This window comes from Paraburkholderia sp. HD33-4 (assembly GCF_021390635.1).
Taxonomy (GTDB): domain Bacteria; phylum Pseudomonadota; class Gammaproteobacteria; order Burkholderiales; family Burkholderiaceae; genus Paraburkholderia.
The window spans coordinates 681,618-706,655 of the sequence record NZ_JAJEJS010000003.1 but is presented as its reverse complement, the minus strand read 5'-3'; the positions used below and the strand labels follow the sequence as shown (position 1 = coordinate 706,655).

Annotated in this window: 23 protein-coding genes and 1 pseudogene; 7 read left to right on the top strand and 17 right to left on the bottom strand. The window is 62.4% G+C overall.

Annotation, left to right across the window (positions count from 1 at the left end; all coding sequences use genetic code 11):
- Positions 1–68 precede the first annotated feature (68 nt).
- The 7 genes and pseudogenes from L0U84_RS37780 to L0U84_RS37750 form a co-directional block, all read right to left on the bottom strand.
- Positions 69–1,655, bottom strand: a complete 1,587-nt coding sequence (locus L0U84_RS37780) for a sugar ABC transporter ATP-binding protein (protein ID WP_233858266.1) — start codon at positions 1,653–1,655, stop codon at positions 69–71.
- Positions 1,652–2,545 carry a substrate-binding domain-containing protein gene (locus L0U84_RS37775; protein WP_233858264.1) on the bottom strand — a complete coding sequence of 298 codons (894 nt, stop codon included), beginning with the start codon at positions 2,543–2,545 and terminating at the stop codon, positions 1,652–1,654. Before L0U84_RS37775 ends, L0U84_RS37780 begins: the two co-directional genes overlap by 4 nt.
- A 21-nt stretch (positions 2,546–2,566) precedes the next feature.
- Positions 2,567–3,382: a DeoR/GlpR family DNA-binding transcription regulator gene (locus L0U84_RS37770; RefSeq protein WP_233858262.1), complete on the bottom strand. Its 816-nt coding sequence runs from the start codon at positions 3,380–3,382 to the stop codon at positions 2,567–2,569.
- A gap of 278 nt (positions 3,383–3,660) precedes the next feature.
- Positions 3,661–3,975 (bottom strand): annotated as a pseudogene (locus L0U84_RS37765) (XdhC family protein); the annotation flags it as partial.
- On the bottom strand, positions 3,972–4,679 hold the full coding sequence (locus L0U84_RS37760) for an RNA polymerase sigma factor (protein WP_233858260.1): 708 nt from the start codon (positions 4,677–4,679) through the stop codon (positions 3,972–3,974). The pseudogene L0U84_RS37765 and the gene L0U84_RS37760, both read right to left, overlap by 4 nt.
- A gap of 22 nt (positions 4,680–4,701) precedes the next feature.
- Positions 4,702–5,034, bottom strand: coding sequence for a cupredoxin domain-containing protein (locus tag L0U84_RS37755; RefSeq protein WP_233858258.1), 333 nt, complete (start codon positions 5,032–5,034; stop codon positions 4,702–4,704).
- Positions 5,031–5,558 carry a DUF4142 domain-containing protein gene (locus L0U84_RS37750; protein ID WP_233858256.1) on the bottom strand — a complete coding sequence of 176 codons (528 nt, stop codon included), beginning with the start codon at positions 5,556–5,558 and terminating at the stop codon, positions 5,031–5,033. The genes L0U84_RS37755 and L0U84_RS37750 overlap by 4 nt, the downstream gene beginning before the upstream one ends.
- Positions 5,559–5,870: 312 nt before the next feature.
- On the opposite strand from L0U84_RS37750, the gene L0U84_RS37745 reads away from it, so the two are divergent.
- Positions 5,871–7,004, top strand: coding sequence for a substrate-binding domain-containing protein (locus L0U84_RS37745; protein ID WP_233858254.1), 1,134 nt, complete (start codon positions 5,871–5,873; stop codon positions 7,002–7,004).
- Positions 7,001–9,808 (top strand): ATP-binding protein, encoded by a 2,808-nt coding sequence (locus L0U84_RS37740; RefSeq protein WP_233858252.1) that lies wholly within the window; start codon positions 7,001–7,003, stop codon positions 9,806–9,808. Before L0U84_RS37745 ends, L0U84_RS37740 begins: the two co-directional genes overlap by 4 nt.
- Before the next feature lie 39 nt (positions 9,809–9,847).
- Here L0U84_RS37740 and L0U84_RS37735 read toward each other — a convergent pair whose 3' ends face one another.
- The 3 genes from L0U84_RS37735 to L0U84_RS37725 all read right to left on the bottom strand — a co-directional run bounded on the left by L0U84_RS37735 (position 9,848) and on the right by L0U84_RS37725 (position 12,674).
- Positions 9,848–10,480, bottom strand: a complete 633-nt coding sequence (locus L0U84_RS37735; protein ID WP_233858250.1) for a response regulator — start codon at positions 10,478–10,480, stop codon at positions 9,848–9,850.
- Positions 10,477–12,102 (bottom strand): response regulator, encoded by a 1,626-nt coding sequence (locus tag L0U84_RS37730; RefSeq protein WP_233858248.1) that lies wholly within the window; start codon positions 12,100–12,102, stop codon positions 10,477–10,479. The genes L0U84_RS37735 and L0U84_RS37730 overlap by 4 nt, the downstream gene beginning before the upstream one ends.
- Before the next feature lie 254 nt (positions 12,103–12,356).
- Positions 12,357–12,674: a hypothetical protein gene (locus L0U84_RS37725; protein WP_233858239.1), complete on the bottom strand. Its 318-nt coding sequence runs from the start codon at positions 12,672–12,674 to the stop codon at positions 12,357–12,359.
- Positions 12,675–13,167: 493 nt separating this feature from the next.
- Between L0U84_RS37725 and L0U84_RS37715 the strand changes: the two genes are divergently transcribed.
- Positions 13,168–13,320, top strand: coding sequence for a hypothetical protein (locus L0U84_RS37715; RefSeq protein WP_233859941.1), 153 nt, complete (start codon positions 13,168–13,170; stop codon positions 13,318–13,320).
- A 112-nt stretch (positions 13,321–13,432) separates the two neighbouring features.
- Entirely contained in the window at positions 13,433–13,744 is a 312-nt protein-coding gene (locus L0U84_RS37710; protein WP_233858235.1) for a hypothetical protein, read from the top strand.
- On the opposite strand, the gene L0U84_RS37705 is transcribed toward L0U84_RS37710, so the two are convergent.
- The 7 genes from L0U84_RS37705 to L0U84_RS37675 all read right to left on the bottom strand — a co-directional run bounded on the left by L0U84_RS37705 (position 13,716) and on the right by L0U84_RS37675 (position 21,475).
- On the bottom strand, positions 13,716–14,669 hold the full coding sequence (locus L0U84_RS37705) for an ABC transporter permease (RefSeq protein ID WP_233858227.1): 954 nt from the start codon (positions 14,667–14,669) through the stop codon (positions 13,716–13,718). The two genes, L0U84_RS37710 and L0U84_RS37705, sit on opposite strands and share 29 nt — an antisense overlap.
- 2 nt (positions 14,670–14,671) lie before the next feature.
- Positions 14,672–15,679 (bottom strand): ABC transporter permease, encoded by a 1,008-nt coding sequence (locus tag L0U84_RS37700; protein ID WP_233858225.1) that lies wholly within the window; start codon positions 15,677–15,679, stop codon positions 14,672–14,674.
- Entirely contained in the window at positions 15,676–17,202 is a 1,527-nt protein-coding gene (locus L0U84_RS37695) for a sugar ABC transporter ATP-binding protein (protein ID WP_233858223.1), read from the bottom strand. The genes L0U84_RS37700 and L0U84_RS37695 overlap by 4 nt, the downstream gene beginning before the upstream one ends.
- A gap of 8 nt (positions 17,203–17,210) precedes the next feature.
- Entirely contained in the window at positions 17,211–18,230 is a 1,020-nt protein-coding gene (locus tag L0U84_RS37690; protein ID WP_233858221.1) for an ABC transporter substrate-binding protein, read from the bottom strand.
- Between the two features lie 83 nt (positions 18,231–18,313).
- A complete protein-coding gene (locus tag L0U84_RS37685) occupies positions 18,314–19,657 on the bottom strand; it encodes a metal-dependent hydrolase family protein (RefSeq protein WP_233858219.1) in 1,344 nt (447 codons plus the stop codon).
- A gap of 151 nt (positions 19,658–19,808) precedes the next feature.
- A complete protein-coding gene (locus tag L0U84_RS37680; protein ID WP_233858217.1) occupies positions 19,809–20,594 on the bottom strand; it encodes an alpha/beta fold hydrolase in 786 nt (261 codons plus the stop codon).
- A 2-nt stretch (positions 20,595–20,596) separates the two neighbouring features.
- Positions 20,597–21,475, bottom strand: a complete 879-nt coding sequence (locus L0U84_RS37675) for a fumarylacetoacetate hydrolase family protein (protein ID WP_233858215.1) — start codon at positions 21,473–21,475, stop codon at positions 20,597–20,599.
- A gap of 129 nt (positions 21,476–21,604) precedes the next feature.
- Here L0U84_RS37675 and L0U84_RS37670 point away from each other — a divergent pair, with 129 nt between their 5' ends.
- The 3 genes from L0U84_RS37670 (at position 21,605) to L0U84_RS37660 (ending at position 25,011) form a co-directional block, all read left to right on the top strand.
- Positions 21,605–22,327, top strand: coding sequence for a FadR/GntR family transcriptional regulator (locus L0U84_RS37670; protein ID WP_233858213.1), 723 nt, complete (start codon positions 21,605–21,607; stop codon positions 22,325–22,327).
- 672 nt (positions 22,328–22,999) lie between these two features.
- Positions 23,000–24,325 (top strand): DUF2254 domain-containing protein, encoded by a 1,326-nt coding sequence (locus L0U84_RS37665; protein ID WP_233858211.1) that lies wholly within the window; start codon positions 23,000–23,002, stop codon positions 24,323–24,325.
- 8 nt (positions 24,326–24,333) lie between these two features.
- A complete protein-coding gene (locus tag L0U84_RS37660; RefSeq protein ID WP_233858209.1) occupies positions 24,334–25,011 on the top strand; it encodes a carbonic anhydrase in 678 nt (225 codons plus the stop codon).
- Positions 25,012–25,038 lie beyond the last annotated feature (27 nt).

Sequence of the window (25,038 nt, the reverse complement as noted above, 5' to 3'; positions counted from 1 at the left end):
CGCGGTAACGCTGCGCATGCGCTCGCCCGTTTCGCCCTGGCCGGCGTTCCCTGTGAGTTCGGATGGTTTCATGCTTGTGCTGCTCCTGTTGCAAATGACATCACAGTCTCCTGAGTCAGCCCTGCCGTTGCGAATTCCTTGACGAGGCGCTTCTCGCGCATTACGACGAGCCGGTCACTCATCGCTAGCGCTTCCGGCAGTTCAGAAGAAACAAGAATGATCGCGGTGCCGGCGTCGGCGAGTTCGCGCATCACGCGGTAGATCTCGAACTTCGCGCCGACGTCGACGCCGCGCGTCGGCTCATCAAGAATGAGGACCTTGGGTCTAAGCGACAGCCACTTTGAAAACACGACCTTCTGCTGATTGCCGCCGCTGAGATCAGCGACCGCCTGATGGGGTCCTGCAGTCCGGATCTTCATACGGGTAATCGCTTCTCGCGTTTCGTTCTGCTCGAACCGGCTATTGAGAATGCCGAAGCGGGAACCCTTGCGCTCGAAGCTCGCCATCGTGACGTTTTGCGCGATGGAGTGCATCAGCACGAGGCCTTCGTGCTTTCGGTCCTCAGTGACAAAGGCGATCCCTGCGGAGATGGCGGCCTCAGGCGAGCGCAGACGGAGCGCCCTGCCACCCATGACGATCTGCCCGGTCGGGCGACTCATACCGAACAGCGCTTTCATCACGTCGGAGCGTCCGGCACCGATCAGGCCAAAAAAACCGAAGATTTCTCCCGGTCGGACATCGAAGCTGATGTCGTGGAACCTGCCTTCGATCGTCAGGTTCCTGACCTCCAGCAGCGGCGCTTTCCCGGCATTCAGGGGCGTGACGCGCGGAGGATAGACATCGCTCATTTCCCGTCCGACCATCAGGTTGATCAGCGCTCCGATCGTCGTCTGGCCCTTCTCGTGCGTACTGATGTATTGACCGTCTCGCATAACGGAGATGTCATCCGAAATCCGCATGATCTCCTCCATCCGGTGCGAGATGTAGACGACGGCCGTCCCTCTTGCCGTGAGCTTCGTCACGATGTTGAAGAGCACTTCGGCTTCCCGGTCACTCAGGGACGACGTCGGCTCGTCCATGATCACGAGTTCCGCATTACGGCTGAGTCCCTTCGCAATTTCGACGAGTTGCCGCTGGGCCATGGACAGTTTCGCCACAGGCGCGTGGGCGTCGATTTCGATTCCAAGGTCATCCAGCAGATTCTGCGCTCGTCGGAAAAGCGATGTGAAGTCCACTATGCCGAACCGCCGCGGCTCGTGGCCCGCGAAAATGTTTTCTGCTACGCTCAGATTCGTCGCGAGGCTCAGCTCCTGGTAGATGATCGAGATGCCGGCGGCTTGCGATTCAGACGGGTTGGCGAACGTGACACGCTGCCCGCGCAGAAGCAGTTCGCCACGGGTCGGCTCATGCACCCCCGCGAGAATCTTCATCAGCGTCGACTTTCCCGCACCGTTTTCTCCCAGGATCGTATGGACACGTCCGCTTCTCAGCGTCAGCGAGACGTTCCTGATCGCCTCGACCGGTCCGAACGACTTGGCGATCGACTTCAGTTCAACCAGCGGAACCTCGGTACGCTCGCCAAAGCGCGCATCCCGCAGCGTCGAGCTTGTTGCGCCCGACGTATGGATCCGCGGGCTGATCGGGCTCGCGTTCATTTGGTGGTTTCGTGCAGATAGACCCCGGGTGTCACCGGAATCAGCTTCGCAACCTGCTGCTTCTCGGCGACTTTCACTGCCGTGTCTACAGCAACCGCACCCATCTTTTCGGGGTACTGACGAATCACGCCAACAAAATTGGGATTTTTGTCGACGGCTGCGCGCGCTTCGGGCATGCCATCAAACCCGATGACCTTGACGTGATTGCCTGCGGACTTTCCCGCGACCGCCGCGGCCATCGCTGCATCGTCGCCAAATCCGAAGATGCCGTCGAGGTCCGGGTGCGCCTGGAGCATGTTCTGCGCGGTCGTCAGCGCTTCAGCTCGAGTGATGCCCGGCTGGACGGCGACAACCTGCACGTTCGGGCACGCACCGAGCGCCTTCTTGAACCCTGCAACGCGGTCGATCACAGACTGCACCGTTGGGTAGTCGATCACACCGACCTTGCCTTTTCCACCGAGTACTTTGCACATGAGCTGACCGGCCATCTGCCCGCCCGCGTAATTGTCGGTTGCGATATGGGACGCCACCTCGACGCCTTGCGCCCCAATGTCCACCGTTATCACGGGGATACCCGCCTTCTGCGCCGTCATCACGGCAGCCTTGACGCCCTTCGAATCAACGGGCGACAGGACAATCACATTGACCTTGCGTGTGACGAAGTCCTGCACGTCGGCGATCTGCTTGCTCAGATCCTGGTTGGCGATCGAGATATCGAGTTTCGCATTGTCTTTCTGCGCTTCCTGCTTCATTGCATCCGCCAGAGCGACATAGAACGGATGTTGCTGGGTAAGGAGCGAGGCTCCAATCGTTACCGGTTCAGCGTGCGCGAAAGACGCAGCGACTGCCGTAGCAAGGACGGCTGCGATATGTTTGGGCATCACCTTCATGTGTCTCATCCTCTTTATGGGTTAGATCGTGGACTTGCGGAACTCAAGGATTCCGTTTTCTCTTCTGTAAAGCTCGAGGCCGTTGCCTGGCATCAACTCCATGGTTGGCGGGTCGATACCGTCATCAATCAGTAGCGCGTCGACGTCGCTGACCTTGGCGAAAACTTCGCCCTCGCGCTCATTCAGTTGCGGCTGGTAGGCGACGACGATCGTTCTTTCAGCCGCCTGTGCAGCGGCCTGGAACACCCGCGCCACCCCCTGATCCGCGCACAGCAGATGGCCATCCCGGTCCAGTCCTGATGCTTCGAGAAAACAGAGATCAATAGACCGTCGGGTAATCGAAGCCTCTGCATCGGGACCTGTCATGGCCGAGGTGCCGAGCTCCAGTTGGCCGCCTGTCAGTGCCAACTCGCAATGCAGAAAGCGTTGCGCCGTTTGAACCATCCCGACGTCGTGGACGAGAAGTGCCAGATTCGACCGATCCGACAGGAACGGCAGTATCTTGTGGACGATTTCACCGGTGCCAACCATCAGCGACTCATGATCGCCAACGGTTTCGGCCGCAAAACGGGCAATTGCCGTCTCCGACGCCTTGCGGGTTGCTCCATCGGCCACCGGAGCCAGAACGTTCTCGCCAGGTTTTTGCGCGAGATAGCGGGCCTTACCGAAGGACCGAAGCAGATAGCGCTGCTGTTCGAGATACGTCAGATCGGTACGGATCGTGACGCTCGATACGTCGAATATCTGACTTAGCTCTTCGACTGAAACCTCGCCGCGCTTGCGGACCAGTTCAACGATTTGAAGCCGTCGCCTCAGCGAACTCTTGTTTGCCTGCATGTCTCCGATCTCGAAAGATGTACTTTTGTTTTGAAAGAGTTTAGTTTCGACTCGAAAGAAGGTCAAAGTAATTTTCCATCACGCAGAGTAGGGGTTTTCCCGGGTTCTTCGCGTCCGGCGTGCCGCCTGAGTGAGGCGCTTCAGGCATCCGGACCCCCGCGAGCTGCCAGCTGCGTGGTCGGTTGGCGGGTCCGCGATCAAGTCCAGTGATACGGCGGAATTGCGGCAACTTGCAGGTGAACAACGCGAGCGCACCACGAAGGCCAAAGAGCCCTGCTTCAGAGCCTTGATTCCGTTTCCGATTTTCCTGCGTGCACGTCTTGCAACCGCCCTATGGGTACTCGATTCCGGCTTGCAGTGACCGCAGCGACTATCGACAGCGCTATCTCCGGAGGCGTGGTGCCACCGAGGTAGAGGCCAACAGGAGCGTGGAGCTTTTTCAAAGAAGATTCGCTCAGGCCGAATAGCCCGAGGCGTTCGCGTCGCGCCTCGCTGTTGCGCCGCGACCCAATCGCGCCAACGTAGAAAGCCGGCGATTCCAATGCCTCAGTCAAGGCAAGGTCGTCCAGCTTGGGGTCGTGTGTGAGCGCTACGTGTCGCGCAAGCGCGCCAGGACTGCCGCGACGACACTGTCGCAACGCGTGCCGCCAAACTCGAAGATCTCGGGACCTAGCTTCTCGACTTCATCGGCGAGCGACTCACGCAGTAACACTTTTGCCCTGAAATGACGGCTACGCACGGTGGCCTCGGAAATGTCGAGGCACTGCGCGGTTTCCTCGACGCTCATCTCTTCGACGGATCTCAGCACGAACACCGTACGAAAGCCCGAGGGCAGCGCATCGAGCTTGCGCTCCAGCAATGCGCGGATTTCCGCGCGTGCGGCCGCCTGATCGGGTGCGCTGTGGTCATAGGTAGTCATCGGGTCCATGGCAGTAGACATCTGCTCGTCGTCGGGACAATCGTCCAGCATCGGCAGCACGTTCTGGCGGCGTGCGTCGCGGCGCATTCTCGCAAAGCATTCGTTCAGCACAAGACGCGACAGCCACGTGAACAGCCGCGCATCGCCGCGAAACTGTGCGATCGCCTTGTATGCATTCAGATACGCGTCCTGCAGTGCGTCTTCCGCTTCGGCGTCGTTGCGCAACGTGGCGCGCGCGAGCCGGTAGAGGCGCCGGTTATGGCGGCGCATCAGCAGTTCGAACGCGTCGTGATCGCCCGCGACGATGCGGCGCACGATCTGCACGTCGTCGTCGGCGGCGGGGACGGGGATCGGTACGTTGACCGTCAGGCCGTCCATTGTGTCGTCCTTTTCGATATCGTCATCGTGTCGGCTCGACAATCAGTGTGCCATGCATCGTCGGATGGAAGATGCAGCGGTACGCGTAGCTCCCCGGCTTGCTTGCGCGATAACGCCATGACGCATCGGGCGCGATGCTCTTCGAGTCGAAACCCTTCGCGTAGGCGCTTGCAGTATGCGCGACGAGGTCTTTGTTGACCCACACGACCTCGTCGCCGCGATGCACGGTCAAGGTCGGCGGATTGAAGCGCATCTGTTCGATGGTCACGACATAGGTGCCTGCGAACGCTGGCGCGGCGGCCGCGAGCCACGCCAGCGCGCAAGCATGCCGGATGGCAGTGCGAATGCCGCTCATTGCGCTTTCGGCAGCGACGACTGCACCATCTTCGCGTGGTCGAGATGCGCAACGAACGCGGGCCGGACCTTCACCAGCAGCGCTTTCAGATCCGCATTTTGCGCGCTCGGAATCAGCGTCTTGTCGAGCGCATCGATCACGGTCTGGTGATATGTCACTTCATGGTCGATATACGCGCGATCGAACTGTGCGCCCTGCATCGTCTTCAGGTTCGCGACGTTTTCCTCGCCGCCCTGCTTAAGGCTGTCGCTTGTCTGATTCGTTTCCGGCTTCACGCCGAGCTTGTTGACGAGATCGACAGCGGACTTGTTGACGGCCGTATGGTCCTTGACCATCTGCTGCGCGAACGCCTTCACGGCTTTCGAATGTGCTTTCGATTCCGCGAGTTTGCCCGCGTCTATATCGGCCCGATTCGCCGCGACGACGATCGCCGCGATCTGCGGATCGGTTGGGCCCGAGCCCTGAGCCCAGGCGCAAGTGCTCGCTAACGCGAGCGTGATGAGCAACCAGCGTGTGGATTTCATCTGACGTCTCCTCGATATGGCAATGGGCCTCCCCGTCTTCGCGAAGGGCCGGCGTGTGAACGCTATTCGAGGAGTTAGATGTCACGTGCCGCAAGCCTGTTCCGGCACGTGTCGGCTGTGGGCTCGCCGCGATGGAGGGCCCCGTCGAAATCGCTTCAGCGGCAGATCGAAATCACTGGACAGACGACCAGCGCCAGGGCACGACCCATGAGCCGCAGAAATCAGGTTGTAATATCCTGCTCAGAAGGACCTCCGCGAGCGATTTGGGGCGACACCGATCGAGCTCGACGGAGCCCACTAAGGGGGAACGTCATGAGGAGCTTCCTTCTGGCATTGGCATGCGCGGGTGTGCTGTCGGGCGCCGCGGCGCAGGATTTGGTGCGTGACCCAGCATCCGGAACCGCCGCCGCCGCGACAGACCTCCTGGCCGTTGCAAGGCGAGTGGTCGATGCCGCTTCGCGGCCCGCTACGCCCTGGAACGGGCCGCGCACCGGACCTCGTGCGCAATCTGGAAAACACATCGCGGTCGTCGCCGAGGATTTGCGCAACGGCGGCGTCCTCGGTGTGGTCGATGGGGTGCTGGAGGCGGCCAGGGTGATCGGTTGGCACGTAAGGATCTTCGACTCCGGAGGTGCGGACGACCTGCGTCTAAAGGCGCTCGCGAATGCGCTGGCAAGCCAGCCCGACGGCCTGATTCTCGCGGGCGCCGATGCGCGCGCGCTGCTTCCTGCCCTGCGGCCGTTCGCCGAGAACGGCATCCCGATCGTCGGCTGGCATGTCGCGGCCCAGGCCGGACCGGTGCCAGGCACGCCGGTCGCGATGAACGTGTCGACGGATCCCCTCGAGGTCGCGCGCGTGACCGCGCTCGCGGCCATCCTGCAAACCGGCGGACATGCCGGCGTCGTCATCTTCAGGGATCCCGGTTTCCGAATTGCAAAGGACAAGGCGGATGCAATGGCTGCCGTCATTCGCGAATGCAGTGGCTGTACCCTGCTTGAAGTGCGTGACGTGGCGATCTCGCGCAGCAAGGAACTGGTGCCGGGGGCGACACGCACCCTGCTCGCGCGCTACGGCCCGCGCTGGAACTGCGCGCTGGCAATCAACGACATTTACTTCGACTACGCCGCCCCGGTGTTGACTCAGGCGGGAATGCCGAACGCTGCGATGATCATGCTGTCGGCCGGCGACGGCAGCGAGTCCGCCTTCCTGCGCATCCGCACGGGCACGTTCCAGACGGGCACCGTGGCCGAGCCGCTGAATCAGCACGGCTGGCAACTGATCGACGAAATGAACCGGCTTTTCGCGGGCGTTGGCGTTACGGGCTACGTGACCCCGGTGCATCTCGTCACAGCGGACAACGTCACCGCGGACGGCGGCAATCGTCTACTCTACGACCCTGACAACGGCTATCGCGACATTTATCGCCGGATCTGGCAACGACCGTGAAACTGCCCTTCCCACAATCGCTTACCGCTCAATTTTCGCTCGTCGTTTCGTGCCTGGCCGCGCTGGTGGTCGTCGTCGGCGCCACGACGATTTACTCGTTGGCCGGTTCGGCCCACTCGATCCGTCAGTTGGCCGAAGAGCGGCTGGCGCGCCTCGCGGACGCGCAGGATCTGGTACAGCACACGCTGACGATCGAACGCCTCGCATTGCAGTTGTCTCGCGACGATACGATCGATGCCGTGCGCGAGACGCATCGGCATGTGCTCGAACAGTTGGCATCCTTCGACCGCCTCGTTGACCGCCTCGCCTCCGCGACCTCGAACGACGACCCGGGGGTCGACGCGCTGACGCTATATCGGTCGAGCCAGCGCTTTCGCAACATCGTCAACATCGAGGCGCAGGTGCGCGAGACCGCGCTCGGCCCCCGGGATGCGCCGGCGGACGGGCAACGGCCGGGCGTGTCGCTGACGAGCCTCGACAAGGACCTGCGCGGCGCGGCCGAAGCGCTTGCGGTCGCGGCGCAACGGCAGTCCGATTATTTGACGCGCGACTATCGCGAAGCAGTCCAGGATCTGGCCGCTCACGCGGATCGCACTCGCAAATGGGTGGCGGGTGAAGTCGCGGTGAGCCTGCTGCTCGCCTGGCTGATCGCCCGCGAATTCCTCGGGCGCCATGTCGTGGCGCGCCTGCGCCGCGTCAGCCACTTTCTGCGGCACGGCGATGCCGGGAGCACGCAGGCCGGCGTCCCCGTGCGCGGCGGCGACGAGATTGCCGATATGGCGCGTGCAGTCGAGCAGTTCCTTGAAGACCGGCGTCAGCGCCGCCAGGCCGAAGATGCGTTGAAGGAGCTCAACGCCGGACTCGAGGCGCGCGTCGCACAACGCACGGCCGAGCTCAGTACGGCGCTTGCGGGCCAGGCGGCCGAGATCGCGGAACGGCAGCGCGCCGAAGCCGCCGTCCGGGAAAGCGAGACCTTTCTCAACAGCATCATCGAAAACATCCCGGACCTGGTCTTCGTCAAGGAGGCCGCAACCTTGCACTACGTGCGACTCAACAAGGCGGTAGAGCAAATTCTTGGCTACCGCCGCGAGGAACTCCTTGGCCGGTCCGACTACGACCTGTTTCCCGCAGAGGAGGCGGAATTCTTCACGCTCAAGGATCGGGCCGTGCTGGAGTCGCGACAAATGATCGATGTGCCGGAGGAGCCGGTTCATACCCGTCATGGCGTGCGCCTGCTGCACACGATGAAGATCCCGATCGCCGATGTCCGCGGTGCGCCGCAGTTCCTGCTCGGCATCTCACGTGACATCACGGATCACAAGCTTGCCGAAGCGGAATTGCGGCGCTACCGCGAGCACCTCGAAGACATGATCCGCGAACGGACCGCGGAGCTGGCCGTTGCCAAGGAACATGCCGATGCGGCCAACCAGGCAAAGAGCGACTTTCTAGCCCACATGAGCCACGAACTGCGCACGCCGCTGAATGGGATTCTTGGCTACGCGCAAATTCTCAAACGCGACACGCGTCTCGATCAACGCCAGATCGACGGACTCAATGTAATCCAGCGCAGCGGCGAACACCTGCTTATGCTCATCGACGACATTCTGGATATCGCCAAGATCGAAGCCGGAAGAATGGAACTCAATCTTTCCGACGTTCTGCTCGAACAGTTCGTCTACTTCATCGCCGAGTCGATACGGGTGAAGGCAACCGAAAAAGGCCTGGCGTTCGCTTGCGAGATGCCGCCCGATCTGCCCGCGGGTGTGCGAGTAGACGAAATACGGTTGCGCCAGGCGCTGCTCAACCTGCTCTCCAATGCGATCCGATTTACCGAACAGGGAAGCGTGCGTCTGAGGGTGGCTTTCATACCGCCCGCGCGACTGCGTTTCGAAGTGCAGGACACCGGCATCGGCATAGATGAAGCGCGACTGGAGGAAATCTTCCGCCCTTTCGAGCAAGTCAGCGACGACCGCCACCGCTTTGGCGGTACCGGGCTCGGGCTCGCCATCAGCCGGCAACTCGTGCGCCTGATGGGAGGTGTGATCCGTGTCGAGAGCCGCCGCGATATCGGTAGCACCTTCTCGATCGAGCTGGACGTCCAGGTGGTGACGCCCCCCGCGACGCTCGCCGTGTCCGAACGGATCGTGAGCGGCTATTTGGGGCCGCGCAAGACTATCCTGGTCGTGGACGACGTGGCCGAGAACCGTGCCGTATTGGTCGATATGCTGGGGCCGCTCGGATTCGACATGGCGGAGGCTGGGAATGGATCCGAAGCTCTGGAGAAAACCCGATCCCTGCATCCCGCGCTCGTCCTGATGGATGTGGTCATGCCCGGGATGGACGGGCTCGAAGCCACGCGTCGCCTGCGCGAGATGCCCGAGTTCCGGGATCTACCGGTCGTCGCAGTCTCCGCAAGCGCCTCTGGGACCGATGCGGCGCACGGTCTCGCTGCCGGCGCAAACGCTTTTCTCGCCAAACCGATCGACTTCGAACGGCTATTGCACCATGTCGCAGCCCTGCTGAATGTCGAGTGGATCGACGAAGCCAGCGAAGCACAAATACCCGCTGCTGCTCCTTTTACCGCACCCTTGATTGCACCGCCGCCCGAGGAGATCGAAGCGCTGCACTACCTGGCGCGACTCGGTGACATGCGCGCCATCGTGCAACACGCCCAACGCCTGACCGAGCTCGACGAGCGCTATCGGCCTTTCGCAGACCACCTCTGCCGCCTGGCGAAGGCCTACCGGTCCAAGACGATCCTCGCGTTCGTCGAGCAATATCTGGAAAGAAGGCTCATCCGCTGAGCTGCGCCGCGGACCATGAACCGCATCGTCCTTCGTTGTCTACTCGACGATCATTCCGTGGCGGATCGCGTACCGGATCACCTCGGCGTTGTTCGAAAGACCGAGTTTCTGCATCAGCCGCATCTTGTGTGTACTGATCGTTTTCGCGCTGAGGGCACATGCCTGGGCGATTTCATTGATGCTTCTGCCAGCCGCGAGCATCTGCAGGACCTGGAATTCGCGATCCGACAGGACTTCATGCGGCGGCACGTCGCCGCGCTGGGTATCGAACACCATCGCATCGACGAGCTTCGGATCGATGAAACGGCCGCCGTCCGCGAGCTTGCGGATCGCCGCGAGCAGCACCTCCGGGTCGCTGTCCTTGGTCAGATAGCCCGTTGCTCCCGCGCGCAGCGCGCGAGACGCGACCTGTGCCTCGTCGTGAATGCTCAGCACCAGCACGGGCAGCGAAGGATGCTCCGCCCGGACTCTTCGGATCAGCGCGACGCCGCTGATGCCGGGCATCGTCATGTCGAGCAATAGAAGATCGACAGCGCACGGGCGCAGCTTGTCGATCACTTCCGCCCCTTGTGCCGCTTCCGCCGCAACGACGATATCGCTCGTGGTCGCGATGATCTGTCTGAGTCCGCCACGAACGATCGCATGATCGTCCGCAATGAGGATCCTGATCATGTTCGTGTTCCGCCATCGAGCGGAATGTGAATCGAAACCACGGTGCCCGCACCCGGCGAGGTGTCGATCGAAAGCGATCCGCCAATCAGCCGCGCGCGCTCGTTCATGCCGAGCAGGCCATAGGAATAGTCGCGGCTCACTACTTGCTGGTCGAAGCCGCGGCCGTCGTCACGCACATGCAGAAGGAGCTTCGCCGCCGTGGAAACGAGCGTCACCTCGACACGTGTGGCGTCGGCATGACGCGCGACGTTCGTCAGCGAAGCCTGCGCGATGCGGAACAGCGCCGTCGCATGCGCATCGGACAGCGCGGGTTCACCGCCTTCGATGCGCAGTTCACACGCAATCGCATTGCGGCGGTTGAACTCGTCGACAAGCCATTCGAGCGCGGACACGATTCCGAAGTTGAGCGCGGCGGGCCGCAGGTGGCTCGCAACGTTGCGCACCATCGAGATCGTGCCTTCGACCAGTTGGCGCATTTCATCGGCTTTTTTTGTCGCTTCCGGGTCGTGCGTGATGCGCATCTTGAGCAGGGACACGTCCATCTTGAGCGCGGTCAGCAATTGCCCCAGTTCGTCGTGAATCTCCATCGCAATGCGCTTTCTCTCCTCCTCGCGGATCGCCTCCATGTACGCGTACAGGTCGCGCTGCTGCTCGCGTGATTCGACGAGCTCCTGTTCCATCTGCTTGCGCCCCGTGATGTCGTTCAGGCCCACATAGATCGCGGGAGAATCGTCGTAAGTCGCGACACGCGCCGTCGCCATCACCCAGAGTCGTGTACCGTCCGGGCGCCGGAACTGTACCTCCGTGTTGCGCAAGCTGCCGTTCGTGCGCAGATGTTCGATCAGACGCTCGCGCTCGCCCGGCTCGGCGTAGAAATCCGCGATATTGGCTGACAAGCCGTCGTCCATGCCAAAGAGTTCGCGCAACGGCGGGTTCGTGTAAAGGATGCGCCCATCCGGCATCGACGTGATGCACAGCGGCACCGGACTCGTTTCGACGATCGCGCGAAAGCGAGCCTCGCTCGCCTGCAGGCGCTCGTCCGCGCGCCGCCGCTCGTCGATCTGCGCCTGCAAGTTCGCGTTGGCGCGGGCCAGTTCTTCGGTGCGCAATGCGACACGTCGCTCGAGATCGTCGCGCGCGTGCGAAAGCGCAGCTTCCGTTTCCTTGCGCACGGCGACTTCCGCCAGCAGTTGCCGGTTCTGCGCGAGAACCTGCTTGTGCATCACCCGCAGCTGGAGGTGCACGCCAACGCGCGCGACCGTCTCATCGACGCGCAATGGCTTGGTCACATAATCGACTCCGCCCACCAGAAAGCCTTCGACGCGGTCCTCGTTGTCCATCAGCGAGGTCATGAATATGACGGCGATATCGCTGGTGCGCTCATCACGCTTCAAGCGCCGACAGGTCTCGAAGCCGTCGATGCCCGGCATCTTCACGTCGAGCAGGATCACATCGGGTTGCGAAAAGGCGGCGCGCTCCAACGCTTCGATACCGTCGAGCGCCACCAGCACGCGAATGCCGCGCACCACGAGACTGTCGACAACCACGCCAAGATTCCCCGGCGTATCGTCGACGATCAGAATCGTGCCAGTGCACGCGACCGGCGCGGCGAGATGACTCATGATGCGGTGTTCCCTTCGAGATACCGCTTAGCGAGTTGCAGGAACTCGCACCGCCATGCGTCGAAAACGTCGAGCGCCATATATCCCCGCGAGTGCCGCCGTTGTGGATGTCCTATTCTGCACTCGATGCCAACGCCTGGTCTACCGCACCCTGCCTCGGGTTCAAACGTCCGATGAAACAGAGCGCGCCGCAGCCTCGGCGCCGCAGCACGCTGCCTGCATGCTGTTCCGCGCTTCGCCTGCGCTTCAGTTCGCTAGTCCGGCGCCTCGCCCGCCACCGCCATCAGCCGGACCGTGCGCGGTGAGACCAGTTCGTCGATCAGATCGGCCGCTTCGCACAGCGCGCGAAAGTCATACTCGTCGATCTGATCCGCGTGATGACGCCGCAACTCACGCATTGTTTCGCCGAGGCGCCTGAGCGCGTTGGGCGTGCTGTCGATCAGTGGCCAGCAGTGCATCAAATACGCAAGCGATGTCACGCTGCGCGCCTCGCACCAGGTGTCGAACAGTCGCAGACATATGGAGTCGATCTGCTCGACGACGTTTTCCCGCTCCGACAGATAGCCCATCATGACGCATCAATTCGACATGGCATTTCGATGGCTCATCATCTACGACCAGAACGTGTGTCGCATTCGGCGCAAGCTGGAAAATCAGGGTGTGACATTCTGATTCGCGTGTCAGGAAATCCCGAATTCCATCCATTCAGAAAAAGCCTCGCGAATGGGTAAAAACCCTAAATGCCGGTCTGCGTGCTGTTTCTGATTCAGGAAGTCCTGACAGCTGAAATCAGAGCTTCCTGAGGCGACATTCCGCTGGCGCCGATTGGACGCACGCACCAATCGCCATAGCATCGATTCATCGTGGATCGAGGAGTTAAGTCATGGCGGCCAACAGATCGCTGCGTTCTCAGGTCGAAAAACTCGTTGGCCCGGCGCGAGCCCGCGGGGCGCGCGTGAGTCTGCTGGAGCGCTCCCGCTCAGGTGCAACACGCAGCGTGCGCGTTCAGATCGATTGGCCGACCGGGGCGTTTTCAGTCTTCCTCTTTCGCCACGCCGACGGCGCATGGCACGTATTTCCGCCGGGCCAGCGCCGTCCAGAGATGGGGATAGGCCGCGTCGCGGCCTGATCGTTCGGCAAGCCTGGCTCGAAGGCTACTTCAAGGCGGGCCTGACGCCAGCCGAAGGCGCCATTCTCTTCTCCGGCGTCGTGCATTGAGAGGTGAACGGTGAGGTTCGAAGCGTTCGATGCCCGCCCGTCGCGAATCGATTGGACGCTCTGCAGTTTCGGGCTGTAGAGGTTAGGGCTCGAAAAACGGTGAAGTCAATCAATGAAACATCACATTGTCGGACGTTATCGCGGATTCGTTATCGAAGCCCACATCGAGCCGCGGACAGCCCGGTTGTCCGGTGCAATCGCGCTAACCTATCGCGTGACGTGGTCGTTGCGTAGAGCGACGCGAAAACAGGACGTCGCCGGTGACTTCGCCGATGCCACTACCTACGAGTCGGAGAGCGTTGCTCTCACGTGCGTCGACCGCGAGGCTCGCGCTCTTATCGATGACATGCTGTCGCGCCGAGGAGTTGAAGGGAACGGCAATCCAGACCCAATGATCAAGCACTGCGTCGAAGCGCTCCCTTGAACGACCAACCGTTGAGCGCGAGGAAGACGAGCAGCGTTGCGCCGAAAATGCATTGGCGCCCCGCTTCACCGATCTGCAGCGCGGTCAGCAAACTCGTGAGTACGGTCAGCAACACGGCGGCGATCGCGACCGCGATGTAATCGCCCCGCCCCCCTGCGAGCGACACACCGCCGATCACCGCTACGACGACGCTCGGCAGCACATAGGTCGTCCCGAGCCCGAGAAACGCCTGACCGACGTAGCCGACGAGCAACACGCCCGTCACAGCGGCGATGCTTCCGCTCGCGACATAGACCGCGATCCGGATGGCTCGCACTCGCGTACCGGCAATGGCGGCCGCGACCGGATTCGCGCCGGTCGCCATGAGGCGACGCCCCCACGCCGAATGGTCGAGGAAACGCCACATCAGCACGCCCGCGACGAGCCATATCAGCGCGACGCTCGGCATGCCCCCGACCGTCCTGCCGGCGAGCGCCGCGAGTGCGGGACTTGCCGCCGTGTTGACGTGCATGACCGACGACCAAACGATCAATCCGCCATCGATGAGACTCGCCATTGCGAGTGTCATCACGAGCGGCGGGATGCATAGCAGCGTGATCCCGACGCCGTTGAGCGCGCCCACCACTGCGCCGGCCAGCGTCGCGACGGCGAACGCGGCCGGCAATCCCGCCGATGCCGGTCCGAGCAGCGCGGCGCCAAGAATGCCCCCCAACGTCGCGGCCGCGCCGACCGACAGGTCGAGCCCCTGCTCTCCCGCGATCATCACGAGCGATTGCGCGATGGCGAAGAGCCCCAGAAACGTCGCGATCTTCAACTGATTGGCGACCTGGCCCAGGCTCGCGAAACCCGGCACCGCGAACTGCCCCGCGATCAGCACGATCACGGTGAGCGCCAGCAAAAAGGCCCGGCGCGAATTCGGTTTCATCGTCATCTCCCTTTCGCGCCCACGAACGTGAAGCCGAGCGCAATGACGATCACGGCCCCCTTGAACACTTCCTGATAGTTGCTCGGGATGCCGGCGAAATACACGACGTTGCCGATCAGCGTGAGCACGAGCGAGCCGCAGACGGCGCCGATCATCGAGCCGCGCCCACCCGCGAGCGAAATGCCGCCGATCACCACGGCCGCGACAGAATTCAGTGTGTACGGCAGTCCGAGACGCGCATCTCCAGACGCGGTCTGTGCGCTCAGGCAGACCGCCGCCGCGAACACGAAGAGCCAGGCGAGCAGATAGCCGAGCAGCTTGACGAGCCGGACATCGATGCCGGCCTTGAACATCGCGTCGGCGTGACTGCCGGTCGCGATCAGCCGGCGTCCGAAGCGATGCCGCTGCAGGAGCACCCACAGCGCGAGAGCGGCGAGCACGGGCAGCGCCGCGAGCGGAATCACGAAGACGCGCGCCGCGAACCATTCGCCCAAAGCGTCGGGCACGGCGCCACCCGGCTGTGGGATCAGCAGGAGCGCGCAGCCGAACCAGACTGCCCCGGTCGCAAAAGTCGCGATCAGCGCGCTTTGCTTCGCATAGCCAACCAGCAGACCGTTGCACGCACCGGCGAGCAGCGCGGCGGCCAGCGCGGCGAGACACGTCGCGCCCATCCCCCAGCCCATCAGAGCAGGCGCGGCGGCGAGCACGCAGTTGACGAGCGAGATGCCCGCGCCCATCGACAGATCGAGCTCTCCCATCAACACGACGACCGCCTGCGCCATGCAGATGAGAATCACCGGCGCGGCGTTCTGCATGTTGCTCGCGAGCGAATCGGCCGTCAGAAAGTCCGGCTGCAGCCATGCGTTCGCGATCACGACCGCGAGCAGCATGACGAGCGCGGGCAACGCGCTCGCGACACGCGCGCACGACGCCCTCAGCGCGACCCCGAGCCGTTTGCCCGGCGGCCGTGCGTCAACGCCAGCCAGTCCCTCTCCCAGATGCGCCTTCATGCCGCGCTCCGGCCGAACAGCGCGCTCGTCACGCGGGATTCATTCATCTCATCACCTTCCAGCTCCGCGACGATCCGGCCTTCGTACATGACGATCAGCCGGTCGCAAACCGCGAGCAATTCTTCGGTATCCGATGCATACACGAGCACGGCGGTCCCCGCTTGCGCAAGCGCACCGATCGTCTCGTAGATTTCCCTGCGGGCGATCACATCGACGCCCTTGGTCGGATCGCTGAGCAGCAGCACGTCGACCTGCCGGTTCAGCCAGCGTCCGATCACCACCTTCTGCTGATTGCCGCCCGAGAGATCGCGCACCGGCTGGCTCACGTCGGAGGTCTTGATGCGCAGACGCGCCACCACGTCGTCGACGAAGCGGCGGATCGGCGCGCGACGCAAGCGCCACGGGCTCGCCTCGAAGTTCACGCTGACCTGCGCCAGATTGAATTCGACCGGATGATCGAGCCACAGGCCCTGGCGATGCCGGTCGTTGGGCACGAGACACACGCCCGCGGCGATCATCTGACGGGCCGAGCGCGGCACGATCGTCCTCGCTCCGGCTGATCCGTCCAGCCTGAGCTCGCCGCCGTCCGGCACGCGAAAGCCTGCGAGCGCGTCGAGCAGTTCTTCCTGCCCGTGGCCCTGCAATCCCGCGATGCCAAGGATCTCCCCGCGTTTCAACTCGAAACCGACGCCGCGCAGCCGCGCACCCGCACGCAGATCCCTCACGCTGAGCGCGACGGTCCCAGCTGTATGCGCCGGACGACCGGCACGTCCACGCTTGCCATCGCGCACCTGCGCGGCAGCCGCGCCGCCCATCAGCTCGAGCACGCGCGCTTCGTCGAGTTGACCGCCAACCGGTAGCTCGCCCACCGGGCGGCCGTTGCACAACACCAGCACGCGATCGCACAGCGCTTCGATCTCCGCCATCCGATGCGAAATGAAAACGACCGCGGTGCCGCGCGCCGTCAGGTTTCGCACGACGTGCATCAGGCTGTCGACTTCGGCGGCGGTGAGCGCGGCGGTCGGTTCGTCGAGAATCAGAATGCGCGGCTTGAGCGCGAGCGCTCTCGCGATTTCGACGAGTTGCTGATCCGCGGCGCTGAGACTTCCCGCGCTCGCCTCGACGTTCCACCCCGGCCTCAAACTCTCCAACAGTTGCGTGGCACGCGCACGCGTGCGCGGCTGATCGAGAAAACGGCCCGCACGGCACAGCTCCGCGCCGAGAAACACGTTCTCCCACACCGGCAGATCGGGCGCGAGACCCGGATGCTGATGCGCGATCGCGATACCCGCCGCGCGCGCCGCCCTCGGTGAGCCGAGGCGCAATGGCGTGCCGTTCATGTCGATCGAACCTTCATCCGGCATCCGGTCGCCGGCGAGGATGCTCGACAACGTCGACTTGCCCGAGCCGTTGGCGCCGAGCAGCCCCAGCACTTCTCCCGGGTTCAGCGTGAGGCTCGCGCCATCGAGCGCGAGCACGCCGCCATAGCGTTTCGTCAGTCCCTTCGCGATGAGCACGGACATGATTGGCGCTATTGCGTGAAGAGCGCATCGAGCTCGGCTTCGCTCAGCCATTGGCCGAGAAAGTAGCTGTCAGGCTTGTTGCTCATCGAAGCGAGCGTAGCGTCGAGATTCTCGGCCGTCACGGTCTTGGTGATCGGGAAGTAGTAGGTGTTGTCGGGCAGCGGCTTGAGCGCGCGTCCATGCGCGAGGCGCACCGCGATACCGAGCGCCGTGCGGCTGATATCGGGCGGATTCACCTGCACGAAGACCTTCATTGGATTGCCGGCGTCGCGCTGCTTTTTCCATTCGGTGAGAAAGCCCTTTTGCGCCTCGCCGGTCATGATCGGCACGCGACGATTCGCGTTCTCGAACGCGCGCAGAACGCCGAGCGCCATCGCATCTTCGGTGAACACCGCGTCGATTTCCGGTTGCGCCGCGATCACCGTCGCCATCACCGATTGCGCCTTCGCCTCGTCCCATTCCCCATAGCCGGACCAGACGACCTTGATGCCGGGATATTTCGCGAAGGTATCGAGCGCGGCCTTCTTGCGCGCCTCGGCGGCCGGATGGCCGGGAATGCCGTCCAGCACCACGACATTGCCCTTGCCGTGCAACTGCTCCGCGATCCATTCCGCGTAGCGCTGGCCCCACTTGTAGTGATCGACGGTCACGTTGGTCGCGTAGCGATTCGACACCGCCTGGTCGAACGACACGACCGGGATCTTGCTGCGCTGCGCCTCCGAGATCACACCGTTCAACGCGGTGGCCGAGTTCGCATCGACCATGATCGCGCCGACCTTCTGGCGAATCATGTTGCGCATGTCCTGAATCTGCTGACCGGTGTTGGCGCCGGATTGCTGCACGACCAGCTTGTCGGCGAGGCCCTTCGACTTGTATGCATCGAACTGCTGATTGGCGCCGTCGATCATCTGATTGCGCCATTCGGTGCCGAAATAGCCGTTGGACAAGCCGATATCGGGTGCGGCGGCGAACGCCGATGCGCACGCGAGGCTCGTCGCCACGGTGGCCAGCAAAATACGCGGTGTCATCTCGTCTCCTGAAGTCTCATGTGCGCGCGAACACGCGAGCCGCGTCCCGCGGCCGGCTTCGCGCATTTTTTTGTGGGTGAAGCTCAGTGCACCGGTGCAGCGGTCGCCGCCCCGGTTTCGACGCCCGGATCGGCCGGCAAGGCAGCGCCCACATGAAGTTCGCCGCGCGGCGGCAACGCGTCGTGTTTCGTCTTGAAGATCTCGCCATCCTTCATCACGAGCGTGATCTTGTTGGGGTCCTGCAGGATCGTGAGGTCAGCGAGCGGGTTGCCGTCGACGAGAATGATGTCGGCGAGATAGCCCTCGCGAATCTGGCCGAGCTCCTCGGGCATCATCATCAGCTCGCCGCCGTAGCGCGTGGCCGCGATCAGCACTTCCATCGGCGTCATGCCGAGGTAGTCGACGAAGTATTGAAGGTCGCGCGCGTTCGTGCCATGCGGCATCCATGCAAAGCCGTAGTCGCCGCCCGGCAGAATGCGGATGCCGCGCTTGTGCATTTTCTGCAGCGTGATCGCGGCGGTTTCGAGCTCGCGCTTGTAGCCCATCTTCGTCGCCATCTCCTCGGTGATGCCCCACTTCTCCGCGTGATACAGCGTGCTGATGAGCCAGCCGATACCCGGCGCGACGAAGTGCTTCTCCTTGTTCGCTTCGAGCATGTCGAGGGCTTCCTCGTCGGCGAAGCTTGCGTGGAAGATCAGCTCCAGCCCGTGCCGCACGCATTGCTTGACCGATTCGCTCGAGCGCGCATGGGCCGCCACACGCTTGCCGGCGCGCTTCGCCTCGGCGGCGAGCATGGCAATCTCCTCCTCGGAAAACGGCGACGACTCCGCCGAAATGCCCGCGATGTATTCGCCCGACAGATTGATCTTCAGATGATCGACGCCATACTTGACGAACATGCGCGTGGTCGCGCGCATCTCTTCCGGCCCGCTCACGACCGCGCCGAAATTCAGTTCCTTGAATGGCATGTGCGGCAGCGTGTTGTCCGCGAGGCCACCGAGAATCGTGATCTCCTGGCTGCCCGCCAGATAGCGCGGACCCGGAAATTCGCCGGCGTTGACCGCATTGCGCAGCACGACATCGAGGCGCGGCTTGGCGGCGGCCGCGCCTAGCGCCGAGGTCCAGCCCATCTCCAGATAACGCTTGGCCACGCGCACGCACCAGAGCATGTGCTCCTCGGGCGGCATGAACTGGATCGCGGAAAGCGACGGCTGGTCGTTCCACGAGAAATGCGTGTGCGCTTCGGTCATGCCCGGCATCAGGAATGCGCCACGGCCATCGATGCGCTGTGCCTGCGGCGCATTGATCGGCTCTTCCTCGCGAGCGACGCGGATGATGCGCTGCCCGTCCACCAGCACCTGACCTCTGAAAGGCTGGGCACCGCTGCCATCGAAAACCGAAACGTTGGTGAACAAGATCGAACTCATGTCTGTCTCCTCCACGCGGCGCGGAACGCGCTTGGGCGTACGCCGCAGGTTGATTACTGCCTGATCCTGGTTAGCTTCCGATCGGGCGCCCGTCGATCGCCGTTCAATGCGGCTTTTGTGATCGACGCGGCTCGCCCGCCTGTTCAATTCCTCACAGCACCGCCTGATAGAAACGCTTCAACTCGGCCGTCGCTTCGGCGGGTTTTTCGAACGTCGTCCAATGACCGCAGCCGCTCAGCACGACCACTTGCGCGCCCCGGATGCGCTCGCCCATCGCCTTCACGGCGTCGGGCTTGCCGACGCCGTCCTGGTCGCCGGTCACGAGCAGCGTCGGCACCTCGATGCGTTCGATCTCGGCGGCTTGCGCGCCGGCCAGCGCCTCGCAGCTTTGCGCATAGCCTTCGGGCGATTGACGCATCACGCTTTCGCGCACGAGCGCGAGCGTCACGGGCCGCTGCGACTTCGTTTCGTCGCTGGTGGCGCCTTTGACGATCGCATCGGCGATCTCCTGCAGGCCCGGCACGCCCTTGTCGCGCGCGATGCCCGCGCGCTGACGCATGCCGTCGCGCGCGGCGTCGGGCGGAGCGACGAGCGGCCCGAACAGCGCGAGGCTTCTGACCAACTCGGGATACTTCACCGCCAGATGCTGCGCGACGATGGTACCCATCGAATGCGCGACGATGTCCGCGTGATTCACGTGAAGCTCGCGCAGCACGGAGACGATCGTGTCCACATACGAATCGATCGACAGCTTCCGCTCGGGCAACGGCGAGCGCGCGCTGCCCGGCAGATCGATGCGGATCACCTTCCTGCCTTCGAACGCCGGCAGCACCGGCGTCCAGTTGTTCGAGGAACCGCCAAGACCGTGGATGCAGACGACCGGCGCGCCTTCGCCTTCGGTCTCGATGAATACGCCTTGCACTTGCGTCGTTGCCATGTTCATGCCACCTCGTTTTCAAGGATGCCGATGCGCGCAATCTCCATGCGCACGACATCACCGCTTTGCAGGAATTTCGGTGGATTGAAGCCGATGCCGACGCCGGCCGGAGTGCCCGTCGCGATGACGTCGCCCGGCTGCAGTTCCATGCCGGCCGACAGCGTCGCGATGATCGTCGGGATGTCGAAGATCAGCAGCTTCGAATTCGACTCCTGACGCAACTCGCCGTTGATCCAGCAACGCACGTCGATGTTCGAGGCGTCGAGTTCGTCGGCCGTGACGAGATAAGGGCCCATCGGGCAGAACCCGTCGAGCGATTTGCCGAGAAACCACTGCCGATGCAGCTTTTGCAGATCGCGCGCGGTGACGTCGTTGATGATCGTGTAGCCAAACACGTGATCGAGCGCATTGGCCTTCGAGATGGCCCGACCCGCCTTGCCGATGACCACGCCGATCTCGGCTTCGTAGTCGAGCTGTTGGGTCACGTCGGCATGTCGCGGAATGCGCTCGCCCGTCGCGATGATCGTCGACGCGGGCTTGGTGAACACGACGGGCGCCTCCGGAATGTGCTCGCCTGCCTGTGCGCTTTTGTCGAAGCCGGACTTGCTGAACTCTTCGGCGTGGTCGTGATAGTTCTTGCCGACACAGAAAACGTTTCGCCGCGGCTGGTCGATCGGTGCGAGCAGCGTCGCCGACGCGAGCGCGTACCCTTCGCCACGCGGACGCAGCGCTTCGCGCAGGTCGGAGAATTGTTGAACCAATTGGACCATGTCACCGGAAAAGCCGTCGCAGAGCTGCGATACCGGCCAGTACACGCCGGCTTCCGTGTCGACAAGGGCGACCGCTCTCGCTCCTTCGTGGCGCAAAGTTGCTAATTTCATGATGGGCCTTTAATCTAGGTCTGGTGGGTCAATCTGGAACCACTGTAGGACCAACTTTGGACAAATAGAACTAGGGTTAACCAAAAACAAGAACCAATTGGTTCTGTTTGATGCACGGCAGGACTGGGTATGAGTGACGTCGAGACAAGACTGACAGTCAGGGCGAAAGGGGCACGGGAGCTCGCCAGCTATCTGGAGGAAGCGATTCGCAGCGGGCGTTTCGCTGAAGGCGTGCGCCTACCGCCCGAACGCGAACTGAGCGAGGAGTTCGGCGCTTCGCGCGGCGCCGTCAGGCGGGTACTCGCCGATTTGAAAGAGCGCGGGCTCATCCGCCAGACCGTTGGCAGCGGCACGTTCGTGCTGCCTGGCGCCAGCTTGCCGGCACCGGCGCCTATCCCGCTACCGCTGCCCGAGACGAAGCCACACCCGGTGCAGACGAGCCCGGCCGAGCTGATGGAAGCACGCCTGCTGATCGAACCGCTGATGCCCGGACTCATCGTCCGTTATGCGACGGTGGCCGATTTCGCGCACATGAGCGAGTGCATCGAGCGTTCCGAGGCGGCGCAGACGATCGAGGAATTCGAGCACTGGGACGGCGAGCTGCATCGCGCGTTGGCGGTCGCGACGCACAACAGCTTCTTTCTGCGCGTGCTCGAATTGACCAACGAGGTGCGCGAGCAGGGCGAGTGGGGACGTCTGAAGCGCCTGTCGCTCACGCCTGAACGGCGCAGCCAGTACGAGGCGCAGCACCGCGCGATCGTGGAGGCGCTGCGCGATCGCGATGCCGAGGCGGCTTGCGAGCTACTGACGAACCATCTCCGGCAAATCAGAGAGAATCTATTCGGGCGTTGACAGCATCGATCCACTGGCATTTGCTGAGGCGGCTCTTCGAATCAGAGAAACAAATTCTCCCGGCGGCCGCGGCGGCGAGGACAGACTTCCCTCACACATCACGCAGCCGTCGTCCCGGAGAAAATCGCGCTGCGCCGGATCTCCGCAAGTGTTTCCGTTCGTTTCCGCCGCGTTGATGCTCGGCCTTCGTGGTGTTCCTTCCTCTGGTTTTCCTGTTCGACGTCGCATGTCTTCCGGCTTCGAAATTTCCGAAATCCATCGAAAAGCTATCCCGGAAACTCGACGGCTTCGGCCTGTGGGACCAAAGTCTGATTGACCGACCTGAAGGTCACGAGTCTCATCATTTCGGAAAGGTTCGAGTGTCCGATAACCGCGTACGTGCCATCGAGCCCATCCAGGCCGGTGCCGATCCGGCGCAAACCCGCAATGATCAGACAGTACTGGTATAGCAGATCGACTCGCCTGTTGGCAGCACTGTCGGTTGCGGGTGTTGACAGGACCCTCGCCGTGCGGCATCGCGGTAAAGGCGGGGGATCCAACCCGGAAGACGCGACCATAAGGTAAGCGCAGATATTCGCGCACTTCATCGCGCAGTCTCCTTTGCATGGCCTCGAGGCGAACCGCGAACCTTTCGAACTCCACTGCGGTGTGGATATCAGGGAGAGCGCAAACATGGACTGGAATCGCTGGTACAGCTTAAAGAGTTACCTCAAAACTTCACTATGGACTGTGCCGCTCATCGCAGTAGCGATCTATGCTGTGGTAAAGCCCCTCACTGAAATGCTGGGAAGGTGGATGATAGGGCAACGCATCCTTGATCCGAAAACCGGCCTCCTTGGGCTATCCATGACTGGGGCGCGGTCACTCGTTGGCGACGTAGTTTCTGCAGATCTGGCGTTTCTGGTGTTTACGTTCGGCTCTCTGCTCGTAGCAATCCAGGTCGCTGGCGGCCAATACACCCCACGGATCATCGCGACGACATTGCTGCGCGATAACGTCATCCGCGGCATCTCTGGTTTGTTCGTTTTTACACTACTATTTGCCAACAGAACCCTGGGCTGGATGGGGGAAAATGAGGTACACCAATTTCAGGTATTCATTGCGGCGCTATTTGGATTTGCGTCCGTCGTCGCATTCCTTTTCCTGATCGATTACGCGGCGAAGTCCCTGCGGCCGGTAAGCCTCGTAGCGCGAGTTGGGGAACTCGGAATAGAGGTCATCGAGAGCGTCTATCCCACCCCGACTACGGGCCGAATTGCCCGGCCGAGACTTGACCAGAAGCGAGGTGAACCGACCCGCACCATTCGCCACCGTGGGAAATCGGGCATTGTTCTGGCCGTGAATCTCGACAGGCTTGTCGCCAAGGCGAGGCGCACTAACTCGGTGATCGAATTCGCGCCGCAAGTCGGCGATTTTCTCGCAGTGGACGAACCCTTGTTCTATTTGTACGGGAGCTCAGACGCAATCGATGAAAACAGGCTGCGCACACTGGTTGCTTTTGGGACTGAGCGCACGATGGAACAGGATCCCATGTTCGCGTTTCGCATCCTGGTCGATATTGCGCTGAAAGCGCTATCGGCTGCGATCAACGATCCAACCACGGCCGTGCTGGCGATTGATCAGTTGCAACGGCTATTGCGTGTAGTGGGAAAACGGTCTTTGTACAACGAAGAGATTGTCGATAGCTCTGGACGTGTGTGTGTCATCTTTCGAACGCCGAACTGGGAAGATTTCGTGCACATCAGTTTTCGCGAAATACGTCAGTGCGGCGCGGGCAGCATTCAGATCGCGCGCCGTCAGCGCGCGGCGATTGAGAATCTCATCCAGTGCTTGCCGGAACATCGCCATGACGCCCTGCGTGCCGAGCTGACACTGCTCGACCGCACGATCGACGCGAAGTATATATTTTCCGAGGACCTGGCCTTGGCCCGTATCCCCGACTCGCAAGGGCTGGGAGGATCGGATACCTCGACCGCAAAACAACCCACTCCTTTCTGAGGTAAGCCATGCGCAAACTCATCATGGGAATCGTTGAGTTCCGGGAGAAAATGCTGCCGCAATACGCGCAGCAGTTCAGCAAACTGGCGCTCGCGCAGACACCTGATGCGCTCTTCATAACATGCTCGGATAGCCGCGTGGTACCGGACCTGCTCGCCTCAACCCATCCCGGTGATCTCTTTACGATGCGCAACGTCGGCAACCTGATACCACCGGCGACCACGGAGGGCGTCTCTACCGGAGATCTTTCCGAGGCAAGCGCGATCGAGTACGCCGTGCTGGTGTTGAAAGTCGCGAATATCGTCGTGTGCGGGCATTCAGAGTGCGGTGCGATGAAGGCAGTCTTCTCGAGAAACGCCAAGCTGAAATCGCCAAACCTCGATAAATGGCTATGCCACGCCAGCAACGCAGCGTTTCGGCTCGAACAGGAAGGTCCTCTCGATGACAGCCTGAAAACGCACGATCAATTGTCGCAACTCAATGTACTGGTGCAACTCGAGCACCTGATGACATACCCGATCGTCCGCCAGCAAGTCACTGCCGGGGCGCTCGTATTGAGCGGCTGGTGGTTCGACATCGCGACTGGCGCCATGTATGCCTATGAGCGCACGAGCCGGTCATTCGAAGTCATCGACCGCGCGATGGCTGAACGGATGATCACGCGCCTTGCCGCACGGGCGCGATGATGGATTGCGAAGTCCCGCCAGCCGGGC

What these genes read in the sequence shown, in the direction of transcription:
- L0U84_RS37715 (WP_233859941.1), top strand. Translation starts at nt 13,168, where the DNA reads ATGGCACGTATTTCCGCCGGGCCAGCGCCGTCCAGAGATGGGGATAGG.
- L0U84_RS37735 (WP_233858250.1), bottom strand. Translation starts at nt 10,480, where the DNA reads ATGATCAGGATCCTCATTGCGGACGATCATGCGATCGTTCGTGGCGGA.
- L0U84_RS37755 (WP_233858258.1), bottom strand. Translation starts at nt 5,034, where the DNA reads ATGAGCGGCATTCGCACTGCCATCCGGCATGCTTGCGCGCTGGCGTGG.
- L0U84_RS37775 (WP_233858264.1), bottom strand. Translation starts at nt 2,545, where the DNA reads ATGAAGGTGATGCCCAAACATATCGCAGCCGTCCTTGCTACGGCAGTC.
- L0U84_RS37695 (WP_233858223.1), bottom strand. Translation starts at nt 17,202, where the DNA reads ATGTCCGTGCTCATCGCGAAGGGACTGACGAAACGCTATGGCGGCGTG.
- L0U84_RS37700 (WP_233858225.1), bottom strand. Translation starts at nt 15,679, where the DNA reads ATGAAGGCGCATCTGGGAGAGGGACTGGCTGGCGTTGACGCACGGCCG.
- L0U84_RS37680 (WP_233858217.1), bottom strand. Translation starts at nt 20,594, where the DNA reads ATGGCAACGACGCAAGTGCAAGGCGTATTCATCGAGACCGAAGGCGAA.
- L0U84_RS37780 (WP_233858266.1), bottom strand. Translation starts at nt 1,655, where the DNA reads ATGAACGCGAGCCCGATCAGCCCGCGGATCCATACGTCGGGCGCAACA.
- L0U84_RS37685 (WP_233858219.1), bottom strand. Translation starts at nt 19,657, where the DNA reads ATGAGTTCGATCTTGTTCACCAACGTTTCGGTTTTCGATGGCAGCGGT.
- L0U84_RS37725 (WP_233858239.1), bottom strand. Translation starts at nt 12,674, where the DNA reads ATGATGGGCTATCTGTCGGAGCGGGAAAACGTCGTCGAGCAGATCGAC.
- L0U84_RS37675 (WP_233858215.1), bottom strand. Translation starts at nt 21,475, where the DNA reads ATGAAATTAGCAACTTTGCGCCACGAAGGAGCGAGAGCGGTCGCCCTT.
- L0U84_RS37760 (WP_233858260.1), bottom strand. Translation starts at nt 4,679, where the DNA reads ATGGACGGCCTGACGGTCAACGTACCGATCCCCGTCCCCGCCGCCGAC.
- L0U84_RS37770 (WP_233858262.1), bottom strand. Translation starts at nt 3,382, where the DNA reads ATGCAGGCAAACAAGAGTTCGCTGAGGCGACGGCTTCAAATCGTTGAA.
- L0U84_RS37750 (WP_233858256.1), bottom strand. Translation starts at nt 5,558, where the DNA reads ATGAAATCCACACGCTGGTTGCTCATCACGCTCGCGTTAGCGAGCACT.
- L0U84_RS37665 (WP_233858211.1), top strand. Translation starts at nt 23,000, where the DNA reads ATGGACTGGAATCGCTGGTACAGCTTAAAGAGTTACCTCAAAACTTCA.
- L0U84_RS37710 (WP_233858235.1), top strand. Translation starts at nt 13,433, where the DNA reads ATGAAACATCACATTGTCGGACGTTATCGCGGATTCGTTATCGAAGCC.
- L0U84_RS37730 (WP_233858248.1), bottom strand. Translation starts at nt 12,102, where the DNA reads ATGAGTCATCTCGCCGCGCCGGTCGCGTGCACTGGCACGATTCTGATC.
- L0U84_RS37670 (WP_233858213.1), top strand. Translation starts at nt 21,605, where the DNA reads ATGAGTGACGTCGAGACAAGACTGACAGTCAGGGCGAAAGGGGCACGG.
- L0U84_RS37745 (WP_233858254.1), top strand. Translation starts at nt 5,871, where the DNA reads ATGAGGAGCTTCCTTCTGGCATTGGCATGCGCGGGTGTGCTGTCGGGC.
- L0U84_RS37690 (WP_233858221.1), bottom strand. Translation starts at nt 18,230, where the DNA reads ATGACACCGCGTATTTTGCTGGCCACCGTGGCGACGAGCCTCGCGTGC.
- L0U84_RS37660 (WP_233858209.1), top strand. Translation starts at nt 24,334, where the DNA reads ATGCGCAAACTCATCATGGGAATCGTTGAGTTCCGGGAGAAAATGCTG.
- L0U84_RS37705 (WP_233858227.1), bottom strand. Translation starts at nt 14,669, where the DNA reads ATGAAACCGAATTCGCGCCGGGCCTTTTTGCTGGCGCTCACCGTGATC.